Source organism: Arthrobacter glacialis, from assembly GCF_002909415.1.
Lineage (GTDB): Bacteria > Actinomycetota > Actinomycetes > Actinomycetales > Micrococcaceae > Specibacter > Specibacter glacialis.
In genome coordinates, this window is the sequence record NZ_PPXB01000010.1 from 119,415 (window position 1) to 139,056 (window position 19,642).

The 19,642-nt window shown below is 61.0% G+C and carries 19 protein-coding genes; 6 read left to right on the forward strand and 13 right to left on the reverse strand.

Annotation, left to right across the window (positions count from 1 at the left end):
* Positions 1–153: 153 nt before the first annotated feature.
* Both CVS28_RS13305 and CVS28_RS13310 read left to right on the forward strand, forming a co-directional pair.
* Positions 154–2,088, forward strand: a complete 1,935-nt coding sequence (locus CVS28_RS13305) for a DUF4439 domain-containing protein (protein WP_103481826.1) — start codon at positions 154–156, stop codon at positions 2,086–2,088.
* Positions 2,089–2,245: 157 nt separating this feature from the next.
* Positions 2,246–3,229 carry an aminoglycoside phosphotransferase family protein gene (locus CVS28_RS13310; RefSeq protein ID WP_103481827.1) on the forward strand — a complete coding sequence of 328 codons (984 nt, stop codon included), beginning with the start codon at positions 2,246–2,248 and terminating at the stop codon, positions 3,227–3,229.
* Between the two features lie 240 nt (positions 3,230–3,469).
* On the opposite strand, the gene CVS28_RS13320 is transcribed toward CVS28_RS13310, so the two are convergent.
* From CVS28_RS13320 to CVS28_RS13330, 3 genes are all read right to left on the reverse strand, one after another.
* Positions 3,470–4,270: a sulfite exporter TauE/SafE family protein gene (locus tag CVS28_RS13320; protein ID WP_103481828.1), complete on the reverse strand. Its 801-nt coding sequence runs from the start codon at positions 4,268–4,270 to the stop codon at positions 3,470–3,472.
* A gap of 419 nt (positions 4,271–4,689) precedes the next feature.
* A complete protein-coding gene (locus CVS28_RS13325; protein ID WP_103481829.1) occupies positions 4,690–6,483 on the reverse strand; it encodes a proline--tRNA ligase in 1,794 nt (597 codons plus the stop codon).
* A 259-nt stretch (positions 6,484–6,742) separates the two neighbouring features.
* Complete coding sequence (locus tag CVS28_RS13330; RefSeq protein WP_103466348.1) at positions 6,743–6,967, reverse strand: hypothetical protein; 225 nt, start codon at positions 6,965–6,967, stop codon at positions 6,743–6,745.
* A 217-nt stretch (positions 6,968–7,184) separates the two neighbouring features.
* Between CVS28_RS13330 and CVS28_RS13335 the strand changes: the two genes are divergently transcribed.
* From CVS28_RS13335 to CVS28_RS13345, 3 genes are all read left to right on the forward strand, one after another.
* The gene (locus CVS28_RS13335) at positions 7,185–7,997 is read left to right on the forward strand and encodes an ABC transporter ATP-binding protein (protein ID WP_103481830.1); all 813 of its coding nucleotides are present in this window, start codon (positions 7,185–7,187) and stop codon (positions 7,995–7,997) included.
* Entirely contained in the window at positions 7,994–8,749 is a 756-nt protein-coding gene (locus CVS28_RS13340) for an ABC transporter permease (RefSeq protein ID WP_243399887.1), read from the forward strand. The genes CVS28_RS13335 and CVS28_RS13340 overlap by 4 nt, the downstream gene beginning before the upstream one ends.
* A 95-nt stretch (positions 8,750–8,844) precedes the next feature.
* Complete coding sequence (locus CVS28_RS13345; RefSeq protein ID WP_103466346.1) at positions 8,845–9,117, forward strand: hypothetical protein; 273 nt, start codon at positions 8,845–8,847, stop codon at positions 9,115–9,117.
* On the opposite strand, the gene CVS28_RS13350 is transcribed toward CVS28_RS13345, so the two are convergent.
* The 10 genes from CVS28_RS13350 to CVS28_RS13395 all read right to left on the reverse strand — a co-directional run bounded on the left by CVS28_RS13350 (position 9,114) and on the right by CVS28_RS13395 (position 18,808).
* Entirely contained in the window at positions 9,114–9,686 is a 573-nt protein-coding gene (locus CVS28_RS13350; protein ID WP_103481831.1) for a PadR family transcriptional regulator, read from the reverse strand. The two genes, CVS28_RS13345 and CVS28_RS13350, sit on opposite strands and share 4 nt — an antisense overlap.
* 8 nt (positions 9,687–9,694) lie before the next feature.
* Positions 9,695–11,722: an oxidoreductase gene (locus CVS28_RS13355; RefSeq protein ID WP_103481832.1), complete on the reverse strand. Its 2,028-nt coding sequence runs from the start codon at positions 11,720–11,722 to the stop codon at positions 9,695–9,697.
* A 207-nt stretch (positions 11,723–11,929) separates the two neighbouring features.
* Positions 11,930–12,823, reverse strand: a complete 894-nt coding sequence (locus CVS28_RS13360; RefSeq protein WP_103481833.1) for a GNAT family N-acetyltransferase — start codon at positions 12,821–12,823, stop codon at positions 11,930–11,932.
* Positions 12,780–13,946: a flavodoxin-dependent (E)-4-hydroxy-3-methylbut-2-enyl-diphosphate synthase gene (gene ispG, locus CVS28_RS13365; RefSeq protein ID WP_103466481.1), complete on the reverse strand. Its 1,167-nt coding sequence runs from the start codon at positions 13,944–13,946 to the stop codon at positions 12,780–12,782. The genes CVS28_RS13360 and ispG overlap by 44 nt, the downstream gene beginning before the upstream one ends.
* 129 nt (positions 13,947–14,075) lie before the next feature.
* A complete protein-coding gene (locus CVS28_RS13370) occupies positions 14,076–14,369 on the reverse strand; it encodes a YciI family protein (RefSeq protein ID WP_103481834.1) in 294 nt (97 codons plus the stop codon).
* A 9-nt stretch (positions 14,370–14,378) separates the two neighbouring features.
* Positions 14,379–14,849 carry a hypothetical protein gene (locus CVS28_RS13375; protein ID WP_103481835.1) on the reverse strand — a complete coding sequence of 157 codons (471 nt, stop codon included), beginning with the start codon at positions 14,847–14,849 and terminating at the stop codon, positions 14,379–14,381.
* A 61-nt stretch (positions 14,850–14,910) separates the two neighbouring features.
* Positions 14,911–15,543 carry a MarR family transcriptional regulator gene (locus tag CVS28_RS13380; RefSeq protein WP_103481836.1) on the reverse strand — a complete coding sequence of 211 codons (633 nt, stop codon included), beginning with the start codon at positions 15,541–15,543 and terminating at the stop codon, positions 14,911–14,913.
* A gap of 81 nt (positions 15,544–15,624) precedes the next feature.
* Entirely contained in the window at positions 15,625–16,956 is a 1,332-nt protein-coding gene (locus tag CVS28_RS13385; protein WP_103481837.1) for a M50 family metallopeptidase, read from the reverse strand.
* A 17-nt stretch (positions 16,957–16,973) separates the two neighbouring features.
* Positions 16,974–18,194, reverse strand: a complete 1,221-nt coding sequence (dxr, locus tag CVS28_RS13390) for a 1-deoxy-D-xylulose-5-phosphate reductoisomerase (RefSeq protein ID WP_103481838.1) — start codon at positions 18,192–18,194, stop codon at positions 16,974–16,976.
* 59 nt (positions 18,195–18,253) lie between these two features.
* Entirely contained in the window at positions 18,254–18,808 is a 555-nt protein-coding gene (locus tag CVS28_RS13395) for a MarR family winged helix-turn-helix transcriptional regulator (protein ID WP_243399888.1), read from the reverse strand.
* A gap of 75 nt (positions 18,809–18,883) precedes the next feature.
* Here CVS28_RS13395 and CVS28_RS13400 point away from each other — a divergent pair, with 75 nt between their 5' ends.
* A complete protein-coding gene (locus CVS28_RS13400) occupies positions 18,884–19,459 on the forward strand; it encodes an NADPH-dependent FMN reductase (RefSeq protein ID WP_103466337.1) in 576 nt (191 codons plus the stop codon).
* The last annotated feature ends 183 nt before the right edge of the window (positions 19,460–19,642 follow it).

Here is a 19,642-nt window from a genome sequence, read left to right on the forward strand (position 1 = left end):
TATTGATGATGTTGTAGATATATAGACTACCGAGTTTCCGGGCATGCCGCTGAACGGAATGGGTGTGAGTATGAACGCACTCCTGCGCAACTTTGCCGGCACAGGCCCTTTCAGTACCGGGTTGTCGAAGCAACCATGAGATGATTTACAGTTGTGAGCAATCCACATTCTCCGGCCGATTCCTGCGCCGACGCCCCCGCTGTGACGGTTCCTGACACCCATGCAGGGGCGGCCAAGCCATCGCGCAAGGGCCCCCGCCGGGCCACGGCTCCTGCCGGCGCTCCCGCCACGTCACTTTCCAGTGTGCCGGCCCTGTTGGTTGTTGGCGCTGATGGAACGCTGGTGCCTGCACCTGCCCCGGTGCAGTCCGCCCAAGAATCGGCGTTGGCTGAATCGCCGTTGAGCGAGCCCACACTGCAAGAATCAGAGTCGCCGGCACCGGACGGCCACTCCCCTGACGCCGATCCCCCAGCCTTGCGCGAACCCGAGTCTAGCTACGAACCTGCGTCAGAGATTGAAGCAGTTGACGCTCGGCCCGCCGAAACCAACGCAGTGGAGGAACCAGCTTCAGAAGACGGGGCTGCTGACGCACAGGCCGCCGTGACTCCAAATACCGTGGCAAGCAAATTTGCAGGCGCGTCGGCTGACCCGTCCGAGGAGACGGCAACGGTCCCTGCCGATGCGCCCGGGGACGATGCAACACAGAAACCTGCTGTCGATGCCCTTGAGCCCGAAGCAGTTGCCGACGAGACTGAAGCAGCCGATACAGCTCTTGCGGAGCAGCCCGTAACGGAGGCTGCGGTTCCGCTTTCCCGTCGCGAAAGGCGCCTGGCAGAGCAAGGGCCCATGACCGGGGCCGCCGTTGCATCGCCTGCGGCAACCGCAGCAGCTCAGGCGCTGACGGCCGCACCGGTGCCCGAATCGGGCCGCATCATCGCAGAGCCCGGCGCCGGTCAGCAGCCTCAGGAACAGCCCGGCAGGCGTCGGGGCCAGCGCAGAGGCAAGTTTGCCTCGTTCGCGCGTGGACTATTTTTTCTGCTGGTCATTTCGCTTGTGGTGGTAGGCATGGGAACCGTGCTCACCGGACACGACGAGGCAGCTGTTGGCCCTTCCCAGACGGAGGCAAACCGGCAGCGCACCTGGGAGCAAACAACGCGGCTCCTAGCCCAGGCCAGCCACTTGGGCGGCTCCGTGGGCAGTGTCACGGTTCAGGACATTCTGAGCCAAACGGCCGTGGATTTGGCCGTCCAGGCTGCCGCACTTGGCGACGGTTTACCGGCCAGCACCACCACCCCCACAGCCACTCCCGCTCCCCCAACACTGGCTCAGTTCACTGCGGCCCTGCACGCCAGTGGTGAAGCGTTGCTGAGCAACGCGATGACCGCCGACTACGCCATGGGGCGAGTTTTTGCGGCCGCGGGAACCAGCCAACTACTGCAGAGCCAAAACCTCAGCACGGCTGTGGGCACCACGCCGCAACCATCACAGTTCCTGCCGGCTCGCGTCGACTTCCCCGCAGCTGTGGGACCAACCTGTAAATCCACGCTGGAACCCCGCCCTGGCGCAACCATCGATGCCGCCCTGCGTGCTGGCGCCATGGGTGAACAAAAGGCTGTCTACGCCTACCAAGTAGCCACAACCCGCTTCGCTGAACCGCAATTTTCCAGCTCGGCGACGTTGCTGGCAGGGCATAAGCGGAAACTGCAGGTACTCAATGCGGAACTTGAGCTCAGGTGCCTGCCCCTGGCCACCCCTGTTGCGGGTTTCGGGTTGGATTCATCATTCACCTCAGCACCGGCAAAAGCTCTGGCCCGCTTGGAAGGCGAACTGAGCGCCATCTACGGTGATCTTGCCGCGCTAAGTCTTGCCCAGAGCTCCTCCGCGGTCACGCCAACGGCAGGTGCTGCCTCGGCTGAACCCGCCCCGTCGACACCGAGCCAGGAGCCGTCGAACCCCAGCAATCTGCGCGAAATTTCCGTTGCCTGGTTGTTGGATTCAGCCCAGAAACAGGCGTTTTGGGGAGGCACCGTGGGTGCCCTGCCGGGGCTGGCCGCGACGCTTCCTCCGTCCGCAACCGCAACGCCCTAGCGTCCCGCGAAGAACGCCCCGGCCATCACCGGCTGGACCGCGGCCACCTTCGCGATCGGAAGTTTGCTTGGCTCCGGCGGACTGGTCGGGTCGTTCCGTGCTTGTTCGACGCCGGAGGGCTTGAGACAGAGACTGCGACTAAACTCGGGGTGTGTCCATGAGCGTAGTGATTCCCGAACCCTTGCAATTGCGCCACCGTGGAAGTCACGAGGGACGGCTGTGGTTGAGAAACCTGCCCGGATTCATCCGGCAGGCTCTGGAGCAATGGGAACTCCGTGTGGATGTGCCCCGGGGTGCCCTGCCGTGGCACGGCCACACCGGCGTGGTCATTCCCGTGCTCACACACGCCGGAGGAACCGCCGCCTTGAAGGTGGCATTCCCCTACGAGGAAGCATTATTGGAACCGGTTGCGCTAAAACTCTGGGACGGTCACGGAACTGTGCGCGTTTTGGCCAGCGATGAAGCCTTGGGTGCCATCCTCATGGAGCGGCTGGATGTCAACCGTTCCTTGCTGGAGCTGCCCATGGATGAGGCGGTTGCCACGTGGGGTGGGCTAGTCAAAGCCCTCAGCATTCGGCCCGACGCCCGCCCACAATGGCCCCAGATCCCTGCGATTGCTGCCACCGCCGAAAGATACTGCGACGAATTGCCCCAACGATGGGCCGATCTTAGTGAGCCGTTCCCCCGGTGGCTCTTGGAAGCGGCTTTGGAAGTCTGCCAGATCCGTGGGGTTGTTGGCCGGAGGAGCAGCAATGACGTCCTGGTTCACACAGATTTGCACTACCTGAATGTTTTGGCCCGCCTCGACGGCAATGAGTACCTGGCCATCGATCCGCAGGCCCAGCTTGGCGACGCCGAATTTGCTGTTGCACCGTGCCTTTGGAACCGTCTCCGAGACCTACCTGCACGCAACCCCGAAGCCGGGCTCCGCCGTCGAGCATCCCAATTGGCCAACGCGGCGGGGTTGGACGAGGAGCTTGCTGTGCAGTGGTCAGTGGTGCGGGAAGTGGAAAATGCGCTGTGCTATGTGGAGGAGTCGGCGCACGACGACGCCCAGCGGTCACTGTGGGTGGCCAGCACCCTGGCCGGCAGAACACTCCCTGGCCTGCCGGAAGCACAGCAACTCAAGGTGCTGTACTAGGGCTCCGGTGCTCAGGATGGGGTTGATTGCCACGTGGAGTTGGTCAATGAGTCCGGCTTGGAGGAAGTCGCTCACCACCGTGGCCGAACGGATGCTCGGGGGTTTGATCGGTGGTTGTGGTGTACCCGTCGAGAGAGCTGTTCAGGTCGGCGCGTACGGTCATCGCTTCACTTTCACCTGTGATTCCACTATGCAATCACTGTATTTGACGGGAAGAATCAGTCAAGGACTCCATGGCTGCTAGCTATTAACGATGTTTTCGTTCCAGACATCAAGACCCAGTTTGATGATCAGCGCTCCCACCACCACCAGGAACACAATCCTGATGAACTTGCTGCCTTGTTTCACAGCTGTCCGGGCGCCGAGATAGCCGCCAGCCATGTTGGCCGCGCCGAGGACCAGGCCCACTCCCCACAGCAGCGAACCGTGGGGCAGGAAGAACATGAGGGCACCGGCGTTGGTTGCCAGATTGACGATTTTGGCCTTGGCACTCGCTTCCAGGAAGGCGTAACCCATGAGGCTGACCATGGCTATGACCAAAAAGGAGCCAGTGCCCGGCCCAATGAGGCCGTCGTAAAAACCAATCAGACCACCAATGCAGACAGCCACAACGTAGTGCTTGTGGCCAGAGTGGCGCAGCGCCGTCAGTTCGCCGATGTTGGGTTTGAAGGCCGTGAAGAGAAGCACCACCACCAAGGCCACAACAATAATGGGCTTGAACACTGAACCTGGCAGGCTGGCGGCCACCACTGCACCGCCAAGGCTGCCCAACAGCGCCACCCCGGCCATGGGCAGGGCCGTGCGCATGTCAGGTTTGACGCGTCTGTAGTACGTCACCGAGCTGGTGGCCGTGCCAAAGATGGAACCCATCTTGTTCGTGGCCAGAGCCTGGACCGGAGTGATCCCCGGGATCATGAGCACCACAGGCAGCTGCAGCAGTCCGCCGCCGCCCACCACGGCGTCGATCCAGCCGGCAGCAAAGCCGGCCACAATGATCAACAGAATCGTCGCAGTGGTGATGTCTTCAAAACCGGAAATCATTCGTCCCCCCTCATTCATGACAACTGGCCCGCAGAAAACACCGAAAATCGCGCCAAAATAGCGAATTTTCGCCGTTTTCTGCGGGTCAGTTCGTGATCGCTTCGTCCTTGCCGTGGCAAGCGATAATTCTTCTGGCGCAGTGTCAAATCATCGTTATTGACGATGCCTAGTTGAGGTTGCACCGTGAGCAAGGGCCGCCCTAGGTTATGCGCCGCCCTAGACACGAGTGCGGCGCATACCCTGACATAGCTTTGCTCATGCGCACTGCAGTCCCCTAGCGTGGCGCCAGTGACCAAGCTGCGCCTCGCTGGCTGCCAGCGCTGTGCATAGCCAAGGCAACTCAAAGTGGCCCGCAGAAAACGCCGAAAATCGCGCCAAAATAGCGAATTTTCGCCGTTTTCTGCGGGCCAGTTGTGGTGTTACTGCTGGTCGAGGATGTACTGAACGGCCTCGGCCACTGCCACGTTCTCGGCAACACCTGTGGCGCGGTTCTTGATCTCCACGACGCCGTCCACCAGTCCGCGGCCCACGGCCAGGATGGTGGGGACACCGAGGAGTTCAGCGTCGCCGAACTTCACGCCGGGAGAAACCTTGGGACGGTCATCGTAAATGACTTCCAGTCCGGCAGCTTCCAGATCGGCGGTCAGCTGGGCTGCCGTGTCGAAGATTTCCTCGCCACGACCCACTGCCACCACGTGCACGTGGGCGGGAGCAACGTTGGAGGGCCAGATCAGGCCCTTGTCGTCGTGGTTGGATTCGGCCAAGGCAGCAACTGCACGGGTGACTCCGATGCCGTAGGAACCCATCGTGACAACGGCGAGCTTGCCGTTCTGGTCCAAAACCTTCAGGTCCATGGCCTTGCTGTACTTGGTGCCCAGGGCGAAGATGTGGCCCATTTCAATGCCACGGGCTGTTTCCAGGGGTCCGGATCCGTCGGGGGCGGGATCGCCTTCACGGACTTGGGCGGCCTCGATGGTGCCGTCCCAGGTGAAGTCGCGGCCAGCGACAAGGCCGAACACGTGCTTGCCTTCTTCGTTGGCGCCGGTGATCCAGCTGGTGCCCGATACTACGCGGGGATCAACAAGGAACAGCAGCTTGGTGGCAGCTTCGGTACCCAAGACAGCTGCAGCCAGGCTCAGGCCAGGGCCAATGTAGCCCTTGATGAGGCCCGGGTGCTTCTTCAAGTCCGCTTCGCCGGCAGCTTCAACACCAACTTCGCCGCCGATGGAAAGGTGCGTGCCAATGTTGGCTTCGATGCGCTTGAGGTCAACATCGCGGTCACCCGGCAGGGCAACAACGACAATCTGGCGCTCGCCCGTGGGCAGGTCAATGGCCAGGACCACGTTCTTCAACGTGTCGGCAGCCGTCCAAGCGCCTTCGGCACGCGGTGCGAGCTGGTTTGCGGCGTCCACCAAGGTGTCAATGGTGGGTGTGTCCGGGGTGTCGCGGACAAGGGCTGCAGCTGCGTTGCTGAAATCAATCTCTTCCGGCACGACAGTGGTGACAGCCTCAACGTTGGCAGCGTAACCGCCGGCCGAGCGCACAAAAGTATCCTCGCCGATGGCCATGGGGTGCAAGAACTCTTCACTCTTGGAACCACCCATGGCACCAGCCGTGGCTGCAACCGGGATGATTTCCAGGCCCAGACGCTCAAAAATACGCAAGTAGGCACCGCGGTGGGCCATGTAGCTGGCTTCCAGTCCGGCGTCGTCAATGTCAAAGGAGTAGGAATCCTTCATGATGAACTCGCGACCGCGCAGGAGGCCTGCACGGGGACGGGCCTCGTCGCGGTACTTGTTCTGGATCTGGTACAGGCTCAGCGGCAGGTCCTTGTACGAGGAGTACAGGTCCTTGACCAGCAGCGTGAACATTTCCTCGTGCGTGGGGGCCAGCAGGTAGTCAGCACCCTTGCGGTCCTGGAGACGGAAGATGCCGTCACCGTATTCCTGCCAGCGGTTGGTCTGCTCGTAGGGCTCCTTGGGCAGCAAAGCCGGGAAGTGGACTTCCTGGGCACCGATCGCGTCCATCTCTTCGCGCACAATGGTTTCAACCTTGCGCAGCACGCGCAGGCCCAGAGGGAGCCACGTGTAGATGCCCGGCGCCGCGCGGCGGATGTAGCCGGCACGCAGCAGGAGCCTGTGGCTGTCCACTTCGGCGTCGACGGGATCTTCACGCAGGGTACGTAAAAAGAGTGTGGAAAGGCGAAGTGCCACGGGCGAATTTTCCATTTCTTGAAGTTGGTAGGTGCCGTCGTCGATACAGACGCACGGACTCTAATCTACCGGTTCAAGCAATGCGATGGCACACGCGCCCGCGAGGAGGGGCGCAAACACGGCTGGTCCCACGCACCCGAGGCCTCCACCCACCTATGGGCCCACGCACCCGAGGGGTCCAGCCACCTATGGGCCCCTGATCTCGAGGGGTCCCCATGTGCAGACGCGCCAGCGGCTGCACATGGGGAGAGATCAGGGACTAGCCTGATTTGTTTTCCAGGGCCACCAGTACCCCGGCGACTGCGAAGAACTTATTGCTGCCCAGCTCGCGAATTGTTTTAATGCCTAGAAGTTCCTTCAGAGCCGCTGCCTTGGCGTCAGTGATGCCAGCCAGCGCCGCCGGTGAGGCGTCGAGAATTACGTCCAATGACTTGTCCTCGAATTCCTTGTCGAGTGCCTTTGCCAAATTAACCGAAACTGCCATGAGGTAGGTCCTTTCAGTTCACTTCAATTCCACATGAATATGGAATGCGCACTTTGCTAGTGCAGCCTCTGCCAAACTACGTGGCGACCGTGCACAACTTCAAGCATTTCCACCGTGTCTGCGAATATGTCTTCTGGTGGGGGCTTTGCTGGACAGCTGTTCACGGCGGGTCTAGTTTGAGTGGATAGGTTCATGCACCTGCAATCTTGGAGCCCTGATGTCTCACAAAGCAGAGTTGCCCGCCCCCGACGGTCCTTTCGCCCCCCTCCCGGTCCCTGCCAATCCCTCGGGCACCAACGGCCCCATCGCTGTCAGCGTTGAGGGCTTGCGTGTTCACCGCGGCAAGACCACCGTGCTGGCAAATGTGTCCTTCAACATCCAGCAGGGCCGCATCACGGGGTTGCTGGGACCGTCTGGCAGTGGAAAGACCACCTTGATGCGGGCGCTGGTGGGCGTCCAAAAAGTTACCGCGGGGACGGTCAGTGTTCTGGGACGTCCGGCAGGAGACCTGCAGAACAGGAACGACGTCGGCTACGTCACCCAGGCAGCCAGCGTGTACAAGGACGTCAGTGTTGTAGACAATGTGCGCTATTTTGGGGCTGTGCATGGCCGCGGCAGGGAGGACGCCCATGCTGTGCTGGCGGCTGTGGGGTTGGGCGAGTTTGCCAAACGCAAGGCCGGGGATTTGTCTGGCGGGCAATTCAGCCGCGTCTCACTGGCCTGCGCCCTAGTGGGCAGGCCAAAGCTGCTGGTCTTGGATGAACCCACTGTGGGCCTGGATCCCGTGCTGCGGGCTGACCTGTGGAAACAGTTTTCAGAGATGGCGGCGGAGGGCACCACGCTCATCATTTCCAGCCACGTCATGGAGGAAGCGGGACATTGCGATTCGCTGTTGCTCCTGCGGGAGGGCATGCTGTTGGCACAGCTGACGCCCGGGCAACTGCGCGTCCAGGGTGAGACGGACGATCTTGAGCTGGCCTTCCTGCGACTCATCCAGGCAGCCGAATCCGAAGGAAGCGCCGCGTCATGAATCTCTCGATGATGTGGGCCACCTGTGTTCGCGTACTGGGACAGCTCAAGGGCGATCCCCGCAGCATTGGGCTGATCCTTGTGGTCCCCGCCGTGCTGTTGGCACTGGTGTATTGGCTGTACCAAAACGAGGCCTTGGCCCCCGGGCAGCCACGCACCTTTGACCGGGTGGGGTTGATGATGCTGGGCATTTTCCCGTTTGTGGTGATGTTCCTTGTCACCTCCATCACCATGTTGCGGGAACGGACCTCGGGAACGCTGGAACGCCTTTTGACAACGCCCATCCACAAGGCTGACTTGTTGTTTGGCTACGCCCTGGCATTTTCCATCATGGCCGGTCTGCAAGCCTTGGTGGCCGCGGCTACCGCGTACTGGGTTTTTGGGCTGAAGATCGCTGGAAATGCTGGTTGGGTGGTGCTAATTTCCGTGCTGACGGCAGTTCTGGGTGTGGCGTTGGGGCTGTTGTGTTCGGCGTTTGCCACCACCGAGTTTCAGGCGGTGCAGTTCATGCCTGTTGTGGTGATTCCGCAAATCCTGCTGTGTGGCCTCTTTGTGGCACGCGATCAGATGAATGGTGTTTTGGAGGCCATCTCCAACGTTTTGCCGCTGAGTTTTGCCGTGGATGGTTTGCAGGAAGTTGCCGCCCACAAAGATCCGAGCGCCGATCTGGTGACAGACCTTATGGTGGTGGCCGCCTTTGTGGTGGCCGGTTTGTTGCTGGCTTCCTTGACGTTGCGGCGCCAGAGCACCTGAGCCCAAAGGGTCATGGGTAGCTCTGCCCATGGCTTGTTGAGTCCGCCGCAACCTATTGTGGAGGTTCAACGTATCGGCAGATTGCAGGAGTTTCCATGAGCACCGGCCATCTTGGTGCAGCCCCGGAGGATTTACGGCAGTTCGCCGTCGAGCTGGAACGGGCGCACACCGTCCTCCTGACTGTCTTGAACGAGTTGAGCGCCCGGATAAGCAACAACCTGCGCTGGGAAGGTCCCGACGCCTTTGTTTTCCGGCACGCCTGGCAGTCATCATATGCTCCCGTCATTGTCCAGACGGCATCCCTGCTTGAGTCCACCGCCCATGCCCTCAAAGCCCAGGCCGCCGAGCAGGAATCCGCCAGCAGCTAATCCGCGGGAGGCCAAACCTCCACAAGTGACGGTTTCTGGATTGCGGGCGCGTGCGAAAGAGTCTGCTCACACCAGTTCAGCCACGACTGCTCGTACACAATTCCTGCCCGCAAAACAGCAAACTGCAACTCATCAGCCACAGTTTTTTGGGCATCAGCCGGAAAATCGTGCGCCTCAATGGCCAGGTAGCGATCGAGCGTCTGTGCATGCATCCCTTGGTGGCGCAGCAGCTCGACCCGCACATCAACGGTGCCTAAAACCGCTGCCGCCCGCAGGCGCACCAGAAGTTCGTCCCGGATGGGGCGCGGCTCCCCCGGCTCGGCACACCATGACTCCAGTGCAGCCTTCCCTGTTGCGAGAACTTCAAAGTGCCGCTGCTGGCCGCGCGTTGCCGCCAGGCCATGGGCCCGGACCAACCCGTCGTGCTCCAGCTTCCCCAATTCCCGGTAAATCTGCTGGTGCGTTGCTTGCCAGAAATGACCCAGCGACTTGTCAAAGCGGCGCGCCAATTCGGCCCCCGTGCAGGGCTTTTCCAACAGCGAGGTCAAGATTGCTTGTGCCAAAGCCATGGCTTTCCTTAGATCTCTGCCGCGAGCCGGGTGCCCTGGTCGATGGCCCGCTTGGCATCGAGCTCGGCCGCCACATCCGCCCCACCAATGACATGCACGACGGCGCCCCGGGCTTCCAGCCCGGCCTGCAGTTCACGCTGTGGTTCTTGCCCGGTGCACAGGATCACGGTATCGACGGCGAGGACAGTGTCGGTGCCGTTGACGCGCAGGTGGAGTCCGGCGTCGTCAATCTTTTGGTACTCCACACCCGGGACCATCTGCACGCCCTTGGCTTTCAACGCTGTGCGGTGGATCCAGCCTGTCGTCTTGCCCAGGCCGGCGCCCACTTTGGTTTCCTTGCGCTGGAAAAGGGCAACCCGGCGGTCCGGGCGCTGCGGTTCAGGCGTGGTGATGCCGCCGGCGCCGGTGTACTGCGCGTCAATGCCCCACTCGCGGTAAAACTTCTCCGGGACCAGGGTGGCGCTGGTGCCGTGCTGGGTGATGTACTCGGCCACGTCAAAACCAATGCCGCCGGCACCCAGGATCGCCACAGTGGCACCCACGTCCTTCTTTTCCCGCAGCACGTCCACGTAGCTCATGACGCTGGGATGGTCCACGCCGTCGAGCTCGGGAAGGCGCGGGGTGACACCGCTGGCCAGCACCACCTCGGCAAAGTTTTCAGCGCTCAGAGACTCGGCCGTGGCCCGGGTGTTCAGGCGCAATTCAATACCGCGCAGCTGGATTTGGCGGGCAAAATACCTGATGGTTTCGTGGAATTCCTCCTTGCCCGGAATTTGCTTGGCCAGGTTGAACTGGCCGCCAATCTCAGCTGCCGATTCAAAGAGCGTCACGTGGTGGCCGCGCTCAGCAGCCGTGACAGCAAAGGCCAGCCCGGCGGGTCCGGCGCCAACCACCGCCAGCTTCTTGGGCTCCTGCGTGGGCGCAATGACGATCTCGGTTTCGTGGCATGCGCGCGGATTGACCAGGCACGACGACGTTTTCCCGACGAAGGTGTGATCCAGGCAGGCCTGGTTGCAGGCAATGCAGCTGTTGATCTCATCGCTGCGGCCCTGTTGGGCTTTGCGCATGAAGAATGAATCAGCCAGGAACGGCCGCGCCATGGAGACCATGTCGGCTGTGCCGTCGGCAAGGAGCTGCTCGGCCACATCCGGGGTGTTGATGCGGTTTGTGGTGATCAAGGGAATACTGACAGATCCCATGACCTTCTTGGTGACCCACGCGTAACCTGCCCGTGGCACGGAGGTTGCGATGGTGGGTATTCGAGCCTCGTGCCAGCCGATGCCGGTGTTGATGATGGTGGCACCGGCCTCTTCTACGGCCTGGGCCAGAGCGATGACTTCCTCCAGCGTAGAGCCGTCCTCGACCAGATCAAGCATGGAGAGCCTGTAGATGATGATGAAATTCTCCCCCACCCGCTCACGGGTGCGGCGGACAATTTCCACGGGGAAACGCATCCGGTTCGCGTACGATCCACCCCACTCATCGCTGCGGTGGTTGGTGCGCCTGGCTACAAATTCATTGATCAAGTAACCCTCGGACCCCATGATTTCCACGCCGTCGTAGCCTGCCGACTGGGCCAGCTGGGCGGCGTGGACAAAGTCCTCAATGGTTTGCTCCACCTCGTCAGCGCTGAGCGGATGCGGAGTCAGCGGGCTGATGGGTGCCTGCACGGCACTGGGTGCCACCAGCTCCTTTTGTGATGCGTAGCGGCCAAAGTGCAGCAGCTGCAAGGCAATCCTCCCGCCCTCTGCATGCACCGCCTCGGTGACCACTTTGTGGTGCTCTGCTTCTTCGGGTGTGCTGAGCTTGGCTCCGCCCTTCATGGGCCGGCCGGCATCGTTGGGTGAGATGCCGCCTGTCACCATCAGTGCCACTCCCCCGCGGGCGCGTTCGGCGTAAAACGCCGCCATGCGCTCAAAGCCGCCGGGGCGTTCCTCCAGCCCCACATGCATGGAGCCCATCAACACCCGGTTGGGCAAGGTGGTGAAACCCAAATCCAGCGGGGCGAACAAGTGGGGGTACTGGCCAGCGTTCATCAATGCACTCCTTTGCGCAACAAGTTGCATAATCGTAGCGCGAATTTGGTGATGTGGGTTACACGCTCGCAGTGGTGCGGAGATTTGGGGCCAGTCCGGCGCCCGATGCCGGGCCACGGCCACACCGAACTCCTGACTGGACAGACAATGCCGCCATGATGCGGCAAAACGGCATTATCTGTCCAGTCAGCGCAGAAGATTGCAGGATCAGAACAGAACCGTGGCGAAGGTGCCTACTTGTTCAAATCCAACGCGCTCATAGCTTGCCCGGGCGCGAGTGTTGTAGTCATTGACGTAGAGGCTTGTGATGGGCGCATGGGCTTGGGCCAAAACAACAACGCTTGCCATGTATCCGGGACTGAGCCCGGCGCCACGGTACTCAGGGTTCATCCACACCCCTTGAACCTGTGTGGCGTACTTGGTGACGGCACCAAGATCAGCTTTGAAGATGATCTCGCCGCTGGGCTCATCGTGGCTGAAGGAATAGCCGTGGTTGATCAGCCAGGCAACGCGACGGCGGTAGCTTTCCTCCCCGCCGAGAAACGGCGAGTACCCCACTTCCTCTTCGAACATGGCGGCAGCGGCGGCAAGGATCTCGCTAAATTGGCTGCTCTTGCTCACGATCAAGGCGGGGTTCGGTTCCACCAGCGGAGGGCCAGAAATGGTCAGAAGAGGTTGGTTGGCCCGGATTTCCTGGGCCGAAATGCCTGCCTTGTGCAGCACGTTCATCAAGGCTAGCGTCGCCTCGGCAGGCCCAAAAATGGAGGCCCGGGGCTGCCAGTGATCAACAATCCACTGGCCAAAATGCGTGGCGTGCTCCGCCGTTGCTTCGACGGGCACCACATTGGAACCCACCCAACAAGCAGCGGCAAGGGTTACGCCGTCGTCCTTAAAAATGCCAAGCATGATGGCGCCCGGGAAGGCAGGCACAGCGCTGTTGCTCTGCGCGATCAGCGAATCGACAAACACGTTGGCCACGCGATCGCGCGCTATCAAGCCCCGGAGCGCGTCCGTGTCCGCATGGACCAGGACGCGCACCGGCAGTTGTTGCGGCGCCTTAGGAAACGCTAACCACGGGGCCACCTTGGAGAGTCGCGTCATCGGCATCGGACTCCATCTGTTCGGCTAGTTTCATGGCTTCTTCAATGAGTGTCTCAACAATTTGATCCTCGGGAACAGTCTTGATGACTTCTCCCTTCACAAAAATCTGGCCCTTGCCGTTTCCGGAGGCCACACCGAGATCTGCTTCACGTGCCTCGCCGGGTCCGTTGACAACGCAACCCATGACAGCCACGCGCAGGGGAACTTCCATGCCTTCAAGGCCTGCGGTGACTTCTTCGGCCAGCTTGTAAACGTCCACCTGGGCACGGCCACAGGACGGGCACGACACAATTTCCAGCTTGCGCGGGCGCAGGTTCAGCGACTGCAGGATCTGGTTGCCAACCTTGATTTCCTCCACCGGAGGGGCGGAAAGGGACACGCGAATGGTGTCACCAATGCCCTTGGAGAGCAGTGCACCAAAGGCCGTTGCCGACTTGATGGTGCCCTGGAATGCGGGGCCCGCCTCGGTGACGCCCAGGTGCAGGGGCCAGTCGCCCTGCTCGGCGAGCATCTCGTAGGCTGCCACCATGATGACGGGGTCGTTGTGCTTGACGGAGATCTTGAAGTCGTAGAAGCCGTGCTCCTCAAACAAGGACGCCTCCCACACGGCGGACTCCACCAATGCCTCAGGTGTTGCCTTGCCGTACTTCTTCATGATGCCCGGCTCCAGGGAACCGGCGTTGATGCCAATGCGGATTGAGGTGCCGTGGTCCTTGGCGGCCCGGGCAATCTCCTTGACTTGGTCATCAAACTTGCGAATGTTTCCGGGGTTCACGCGTACGGCTGCACAGCCCGCTTCGATGGCCGCAAAAACGTATTTGGGCTGGAAGTGGATGTCGGCGATGACAGGAATCTGTGACTTGCGGGCAATGATGGGCAACGCGTCAGCGTCATCCTGGGACGGGCAAGCCACACGCACAATGTCGCAACCCGATGCCGTCAGTTCAGCAATTTGCTGCAGCGTTGCGTTGATGTCAGTGGTGGGAGTGGTGGTCATGGACTGCACGCTGATGGGCGAATCCGAGCCAACACCTACAGGGCCGACCTTGATCTGCCGGGTTTTGCGCCGAGGTGTGAGTACCGGCGGGGGCAGTGGCGGCATTCCGAGACTGACGGAGGTCAAAATATGCTCCTTGGAGTTCATTATTCAAATATTGCGGCACGGGCACCAGTGATTGGCGCCGCTAAGGAATCTCGCAGTATCTACCATTGATTGTAGGCTTGATCCCCGCCATTGGCGGACGAGTGAGGCCTATGCCACGTAGCCGCTGAGCTGGCCAATGACGGGATTCCACGCGGAAATCTTCAGGCCGGTAACGCCCCCGCCTGAGCACATTGGATCCTGCGCCACTAGTTCACGCAGGGAGGCTTCATCCGCCGCACGGAAAATCAGCAAGGCGCCAGCCCCATCAACGTAGGGCCCGGAGGCGAGAACCACTTCAGCTTCAGCCTGGCTGGCCAACCACTGGCGGTGGGCGGGGCGGTGCTCCACGCGGCCATCTTCAGCCTCGGGACCGTAAACATACTCAACAGCAAAAATAGACATGGATTCAGCCTATAGTAGGAGTGCTTTTGTGACTGCAGCAACGCTGGCCGCCCACAACATTGACGCCAGCGTGCCAATGATGAACCTTTCACTGGCTGCCGGGGTGTCTTTCAGTTCCGGATACCTGCCCAGGCCCTTGATGGCCACAACGTAGGCGATGGCCACCGGCTGACCGGAAAATATGGCCACCGCCACAGCCCCACGTTCCAAGAACCCAATGAGCAACCCGCCGCGCAGCACTTCAACCCGCGGGCGCGGCGCCGAGGTCTCCAGTGCCGAGGCCTCCAGTGCCGAGGCCTCAGGCGCCGCAGTTACCGACCCCGCTTCAGCTGGCCCCTCGGACGCGTCGGCGGCTCCGGACTCTGCGTCATCCACAGCCCGGACGGTTTTTGATGTGGCAAATTTGAGGAGTCCAGCTGTCACAGGCCACCCTCCGGCCACCGCAACAACAAGTGCCACGCCTATCCAGACAGCATCCACGGAACCTCCCTCATCCAGCGAATCCCCCGAACAGGGCGCTGGAACAACTGTGGTCTCTAAACTAGCGTGTGGCACCGACATTGTGTGCTTGTTTCGCGTGCTCCAAGAGAAGGGTCGCCGCTTCACGGCCATGACGCACCTCGTGACGGCCGGAGCGCACTATGGCCTTGCTAACGGCCTGGGGGCTTATGCCGAGTTGTTGAGCCACATCCTTTTGGGAAGCAGCCGGTGCAGCCGCCAATGCGTCAAGCACCCGCCACTCGGCGTCGGACCGGCGCCTGATCACATCTCCGGCCAGGACCAGGACCGCTTCGGCAGCATCAACCCATCGTGCAGCGGCAGCAGTAGCGAGAGGCGTCTTAACGCACAGCGGCACGCGCTCCCCCGTTTTTTTGGCTGCCTCCACAGCTTCCCGAGCCGCTACGAAAGCGCTCCCAGATGCCTCCCGGGAGTGCTTGGGCAGGGGCAGGTCCACACCTCCGAGGCCAATACCTATATACCAGTCGCGTTCCCGCAGAACTCGGGCCACCGCTTCAACAACAGCGCTGGGTTCCTCAAAGACGCCTTGAATTTCATCGCCCACGGAGCGTTCAAAGGGCAGGACCATATCCAAGTTAGCCAACAGACTCAGCAGCGGAGGCACCTTGTCGCCATGGATCCGGCTGCCGCGCTGGTCAATAGTCATCACAAACATAAATAAACCATAATTGATTGTTTATCAACTATCAATCATTTTTGGATGTTTAATGGAAGCCGAGTGGCCCGGCAACAACATCTATCCGAACAAGTTGACGGGTTTCACAATGTCGGCGTAGATCAGCAAGGCGCCCATGGCCATGAGCACCACGGCAGCAACGTAGGTGACAGGCAGCAGCTTGGCAATATCGAATGGCCCAGGATCCTTGCGTTTGAAGACCTTGGCAACAGTGCGCCGCGCACCTTCATACAGCGCACCCGCCACGTGTCCGCCGTCGAGCGGGAGCAGCGGAATCAAGTTGAACACGAACAGGGCAAGATTTACACCAGCCAGCAGGCCAATCAAGGTGGCCGCCCGGGAGCTCAACGGAATCTCCTCCATGGCCGCAACTTCACCGGCAACGCGCCCCACACCCACCACTGAAATGGGGCCGTTCGGATCCCGGGGTTCGGAGCTAAACGCCGCCTGGGCCACGCCCACCAGCTTTTGCGGAAGTTGGAAAACCACCCCGCCGATCTGGACAATATTGTTCCCCACGGCAGGGAGAACGGCTGACGCCGGTTGGCGCACCATGGCCGCACTGGGCCCAACGCCCAGGAACCCTACCTGCACAGTGAGTGCCTTGCCGTCGGCATCCACCTTGGCCACACCATTGGCGTCAATGACTGGCCGCGCCGTGAGGACGGGAGTGATGTTGGTGGTGATGGTTTCCCCACCGCGGACGTAAACCAAGGGGACAGTCTTGCCCGCTGAGGCTCGCACGTCGTCGGTGAAAGCGGTCCAGTTAGTGACATCCTGACCGTCGAAGGACTTGATGGTGTCCCCGGGCCGCAACCCTGCGGCAGCTGCCGGCGTCTTGGTGCAATTGTTTAGATCCGTGGGCGTCGGTTCACCAAAAGCCACCTGGCAGGCGTTGACGTCCGCCAAGGTGGTGGTGGCCTGGGCTGTCCCAAAGCCCATCAACAACACACCCATGAGCACCACACCAATGAGCAGGTTCATGAACGGCCCGCCCAGCATGATGATGATTTTTTTCCATACGGGAAGCTTGTAGAACACCCTATTGGCGTCCTCCGGACCCACTTCCTCGTGCGCAGCGCTGCGCGCCTCGGTGGCGATGGTCTGGAACATGCCCGTACTGGAGGGGCGCACGCTGCCATCGGCTGGATTCGGCGGGTACATGCCGACCATGGCAACATAACCACCGGCTGGAATGGCCTTGATGCCGTACTCCGTTTCGCCCTTTTTCTTGGACCACAGGGTGGGTCCAAAGCCAATCATGTACCGGGTCACGCGGACCTTGAACAGCTTTGCGGGCAGCAGGTGGCCCACCTCGTGCAAGGCGATGGAGAGGGCGATCCCAATGGCCACAAAGACCACTCCGCCAATGAAAAGCAATACAGTCACGATTTACTTTCTTGTCCCAATTATTTTCTGCCCTTGGTGGCCAGCACTTGGTGGGTCCGCGCGCGCGCCCAGAGTTCAGCTTCCAACACGGATTCGAGCGTCAGCTGCGAACTCGGTGTGTGTTCACTGAGAACTTGCGCAATAGTGTCCACAATATCCAAAAAGCCTATCTCTCCGGCATGGAAGGCATGGACGGCTTCCTCGTTGGCGGCGTTATAGACGGCGGGGCACGTACTCCCCCGCCGCGCAGCATCCTTGGCAAGTTCGACGGCGGGAAACGCCACGTTGTCCAGCGGCTCAAAGGTCCAAGTGGTTGCCATGCTCCAGTCGCACGGCACTGCGGCTCCCGGAACGCGTTCGGGCCAACCCAAACCCAAGGCAATGGGCAGGCGCATGTCCGGGGGCGAAGCCTGGGCCATGGTGGACCCGTCGGTGAACTGCACCATGGAATGCACCACCGATTGCGGGTGCACCACGGCTTCAATGCGATCAAGCGGGACGTCAAAGAGCAGGTGGGCTTCAATGACCTCCAGGCCCTTATTGACGAGTGTGGCGGAGTTGGTGGTGACCATCAAGCCCATGTCCCAAGTGGGGTGCTTGAGCGCCTGGGCCGGAGTCACGTCGGCCAATTCTTCACGGCTACGGCCACGAAAGGGCCCGCCGGAGGCCGTCACAATTAGCTTGTCCACCTCAGCCGCCGTGCCGGATCGCAGGGCCTGTGCCAGAGCCGAGTGCTCCGAATCGACGGGCACCAGCTGCCCGGGCGATGCCGCATCCTTGACCAGGGCGCCGCCCACAATCAGGGATTCCTTGTTGGCAAGCGCCACAATTGCACTGGTGCCCAGGGCGGCCAGGGTTGGGGCCAGGCCAATGGAGCCGGTAATGCCATTGAGAACAACGTCGGCGCCCTCTGCGGTTCCCGCCCCCCATGCTGCGACGACGGTGGAGGCGTCCGGGCCCGTGACAATCGTCGGCGCGAAGCCTGCCAAGCCGGCCGCAGTGGCACTTGAGTCGATCAGGGAACGCAAGGTCCCGGCGTCGTCCGAGGCACTTCCAACCGCCAAAACCCGCAGCTGCACGGCCTGCTGCGCCAGCAATTCCAAGTTGCCACCGCCAGCGCTAAGGGCAGTCACACTAAAGCGCGGGCTGCCGTCCGCCAGGGTTGCTTGTTCGATCACGTCGATCGCCTGGGTGCCGATGGAACCTGTTGAGCCGAGGATGATCACTTTACGATGCGCCATAGTTACAAGTATTCCGCACTTGGCGCACGACGGCGGCTCCCCTCGCAGATCAGCTGGGATCACCAGAGTCCGCGCTCGGTGAAAGCTTCTCGGATCCTCCCAATGGCCAGGAGCAATTGTTCCTGCTGGGCCACGCTGATCGGGTCGAAAATGGTCTCGCGCACCATGGTCACGTGCCCTGGCGCTGCGCTGCGAATTTTGGCCCAGCCGGCCTCAGTCAGGGAAATTTCCTGGCCCCGGCCATCGGTGCTGGCTGCGCAGCGGCCAATCAGGCCCCGGGCCTCCATGCGGCGCAGCAAATGTGAAAGTCGTGAACGCTCCCACTGCAGCCGGGCCGCCAAATCACCGGAGCGCACACCGTCGGGGGACGCCTCGGATATGGACGCCAGTATGGAATATTCCACCCCTGATACCTCGGAGTCTCGGCTGAGTTGCCTGTCGATGGCCCGGGGAAGCCCGTTGCTGAATTCCACCAGCTCCAGCCAAAGCTGGCGCTCCTTCTCGGTGAGCCAGCGCGGCTCTGCGGTTGCTTCTGCCGTGATCTCCGGTGCAGCCATGATGTCCCTCAAGTGGTTGTTACGTAGTAGTTGACATATCAAGTATGTCTGGTTCATGATAGAAACATCAAGTTTTAGTTGACACGTCACCTATCTATGGTGGCGGGTTATCAATCTCAAGGAGCAACGCGCATGACTAAGATCGCTATCGTCACCGGTTCCACCCGCCCCGGCCGCAACAACACCGGAGTTGCCGAGTGGGTTTTGGCCCAGGCACAGCTGCGCGGAGATGCTGACTACGAGCTGGTAGACATTGCCGATTTTAACCTGCCCGTTCTGGATGAGGCGTACCCCGCCGGCTACCAGAACTACCAGAACGATCACACCAAGGTCTGGGCAGCGAAGATGAACGAGTTCGACGGCTACATCTTCATCACCGGCGAATACAACCACTCCGTTCAGCCTGCCCTGGCCAACGCCATCTCATACCTGAACGTTGAGTTCAACAACAAGGCTGCCGGCATGGTGGGCTACGGCTCAGCCTTCGGTGTCAGGGCCATGGAGCACTTGCGCGGAATCCTCTCCGAACTCCAGGTTGCCCACGTGCAGAAGACGGGCATGTTCTCCTTGTTCACCGACTTCGAGAACTTCTCCACCTTCAAGCCCACCGAACTGCAGGCCGCATCTGTTGCCCCCATGTTCGACCAGTTGGTTGCCTGGACCCACGCCATGAAGGCTGTCCGTGAAGGCGCCCTGACAACCGTCTAAATATCCCAACGCTCCTTCAGCTACGGGGTGGTTTTACCGAACGCTCCTGCACTTTGTGAACTGCTCCCCGGAAGTTGGACTGATTAATTCAGATCTTTACTTCCGGGGAGTTTTTCATGCGTCCGCATAGTTCATTGACCGCCGAGCAGCGGCTAACTGCCGTCGATCTGTTTGAGGAAGGGT

Coding starts and splice junctions, on each gene's coding strand:
- CVS28_RS13310 (WP_103481827.1), top strand. CDS start 2,246: ATGAGCGTAGTGATTCCCGAACCCTTGCAATTGCGCCACCGTGGAAGT.
- CVS28_RS13350 (WP_103481831.1), bottom strand. CDS start 9,686: ATGGCTTTGGCACAAGCAATCTTGACCTCGCTGTTGGAAAAGCCCTGC.
- CVS28_RS13395 (WP_243399888.1), bottom strand. CDS start 18,808: ATGAACCAGACATACTTGATATGTCAACTACTACGTAACAACCACTTG.
- CVS28_RS13330 (WP_103466348.1), bottom strand. CDS start 6,967: ATGGCAGTTTCGGTTAATTTGGCAAAGGCACTCGACAAGGAATTCGAG.
- CVS28_RS13380 (WP_103481836.1), bottom strand. CDS start 15,543: ATGTTTGTGATGACTATTGACCAGCGCGGCAGCCGGATCCATGGCGAC.
- CVS28_RS13340 (WP_243399887.1), top strand. CDS start 7,994: ATGAATCTCTCGATGATGTGGGCCACCTGTGTTCGCGTACTGGGACAG.
- CVS28_RS13360 (WP_103481833.1), bottom strand. CDS start 12,823: ATGACGCGACTCTCCAAGGTGGCCCCGTGGTTAGCGTTTCCTAAGGCG.
- CVS28_RS13400 (WP_103466337.1), top strand. CDS start 18,884: ATGACTAAGATCGCTATCGTCACCGGTTCCACCCGCCCCGGCCGCAAC.
- CVS28_RS13320 (WP_103481828.1), bottom strand. CDS start 4,270: ATGATTTCCGGTTTTGAAGACATCACCACTGCGACGATTCTGTTGATC.
- CVS28_RS13345 (WP_103466346.1), top strand. CDS start 8,845: ATGAGCACCGGCCATCTTGGTGCAGCCCCGGAGGATTTACGGCAGTTC.
- CVS28_RS13370 (WP_103481834.1), bottom strand. CDS start 14,369: ATGTCTATTTTTGCTGTTGAGTATGTTTACGGTCCCGAGGCTGAAGAT.
- CVS28_RS13355 (WP_103481832.1), bottom strand. CDS start 11,722: ATGAACGCTGGCCAGTACCCCCACTTGTTCGCCCCGCTGGATTTGGGT.
- dxr (WP_103481838.1), bottom strand. CDS start 18,194: ATGGCGCATCGTAAAGTGATCATCCTCGGCTCAACAGGTTCCATCGGC.
- CVS28_RS13335 (WP_103481830.1), top strand. CDS start 7,185: ATGTCTCACAAAGCAGAGTTGCCCGCCCCCGACGGTCCTTTCGCCCCC.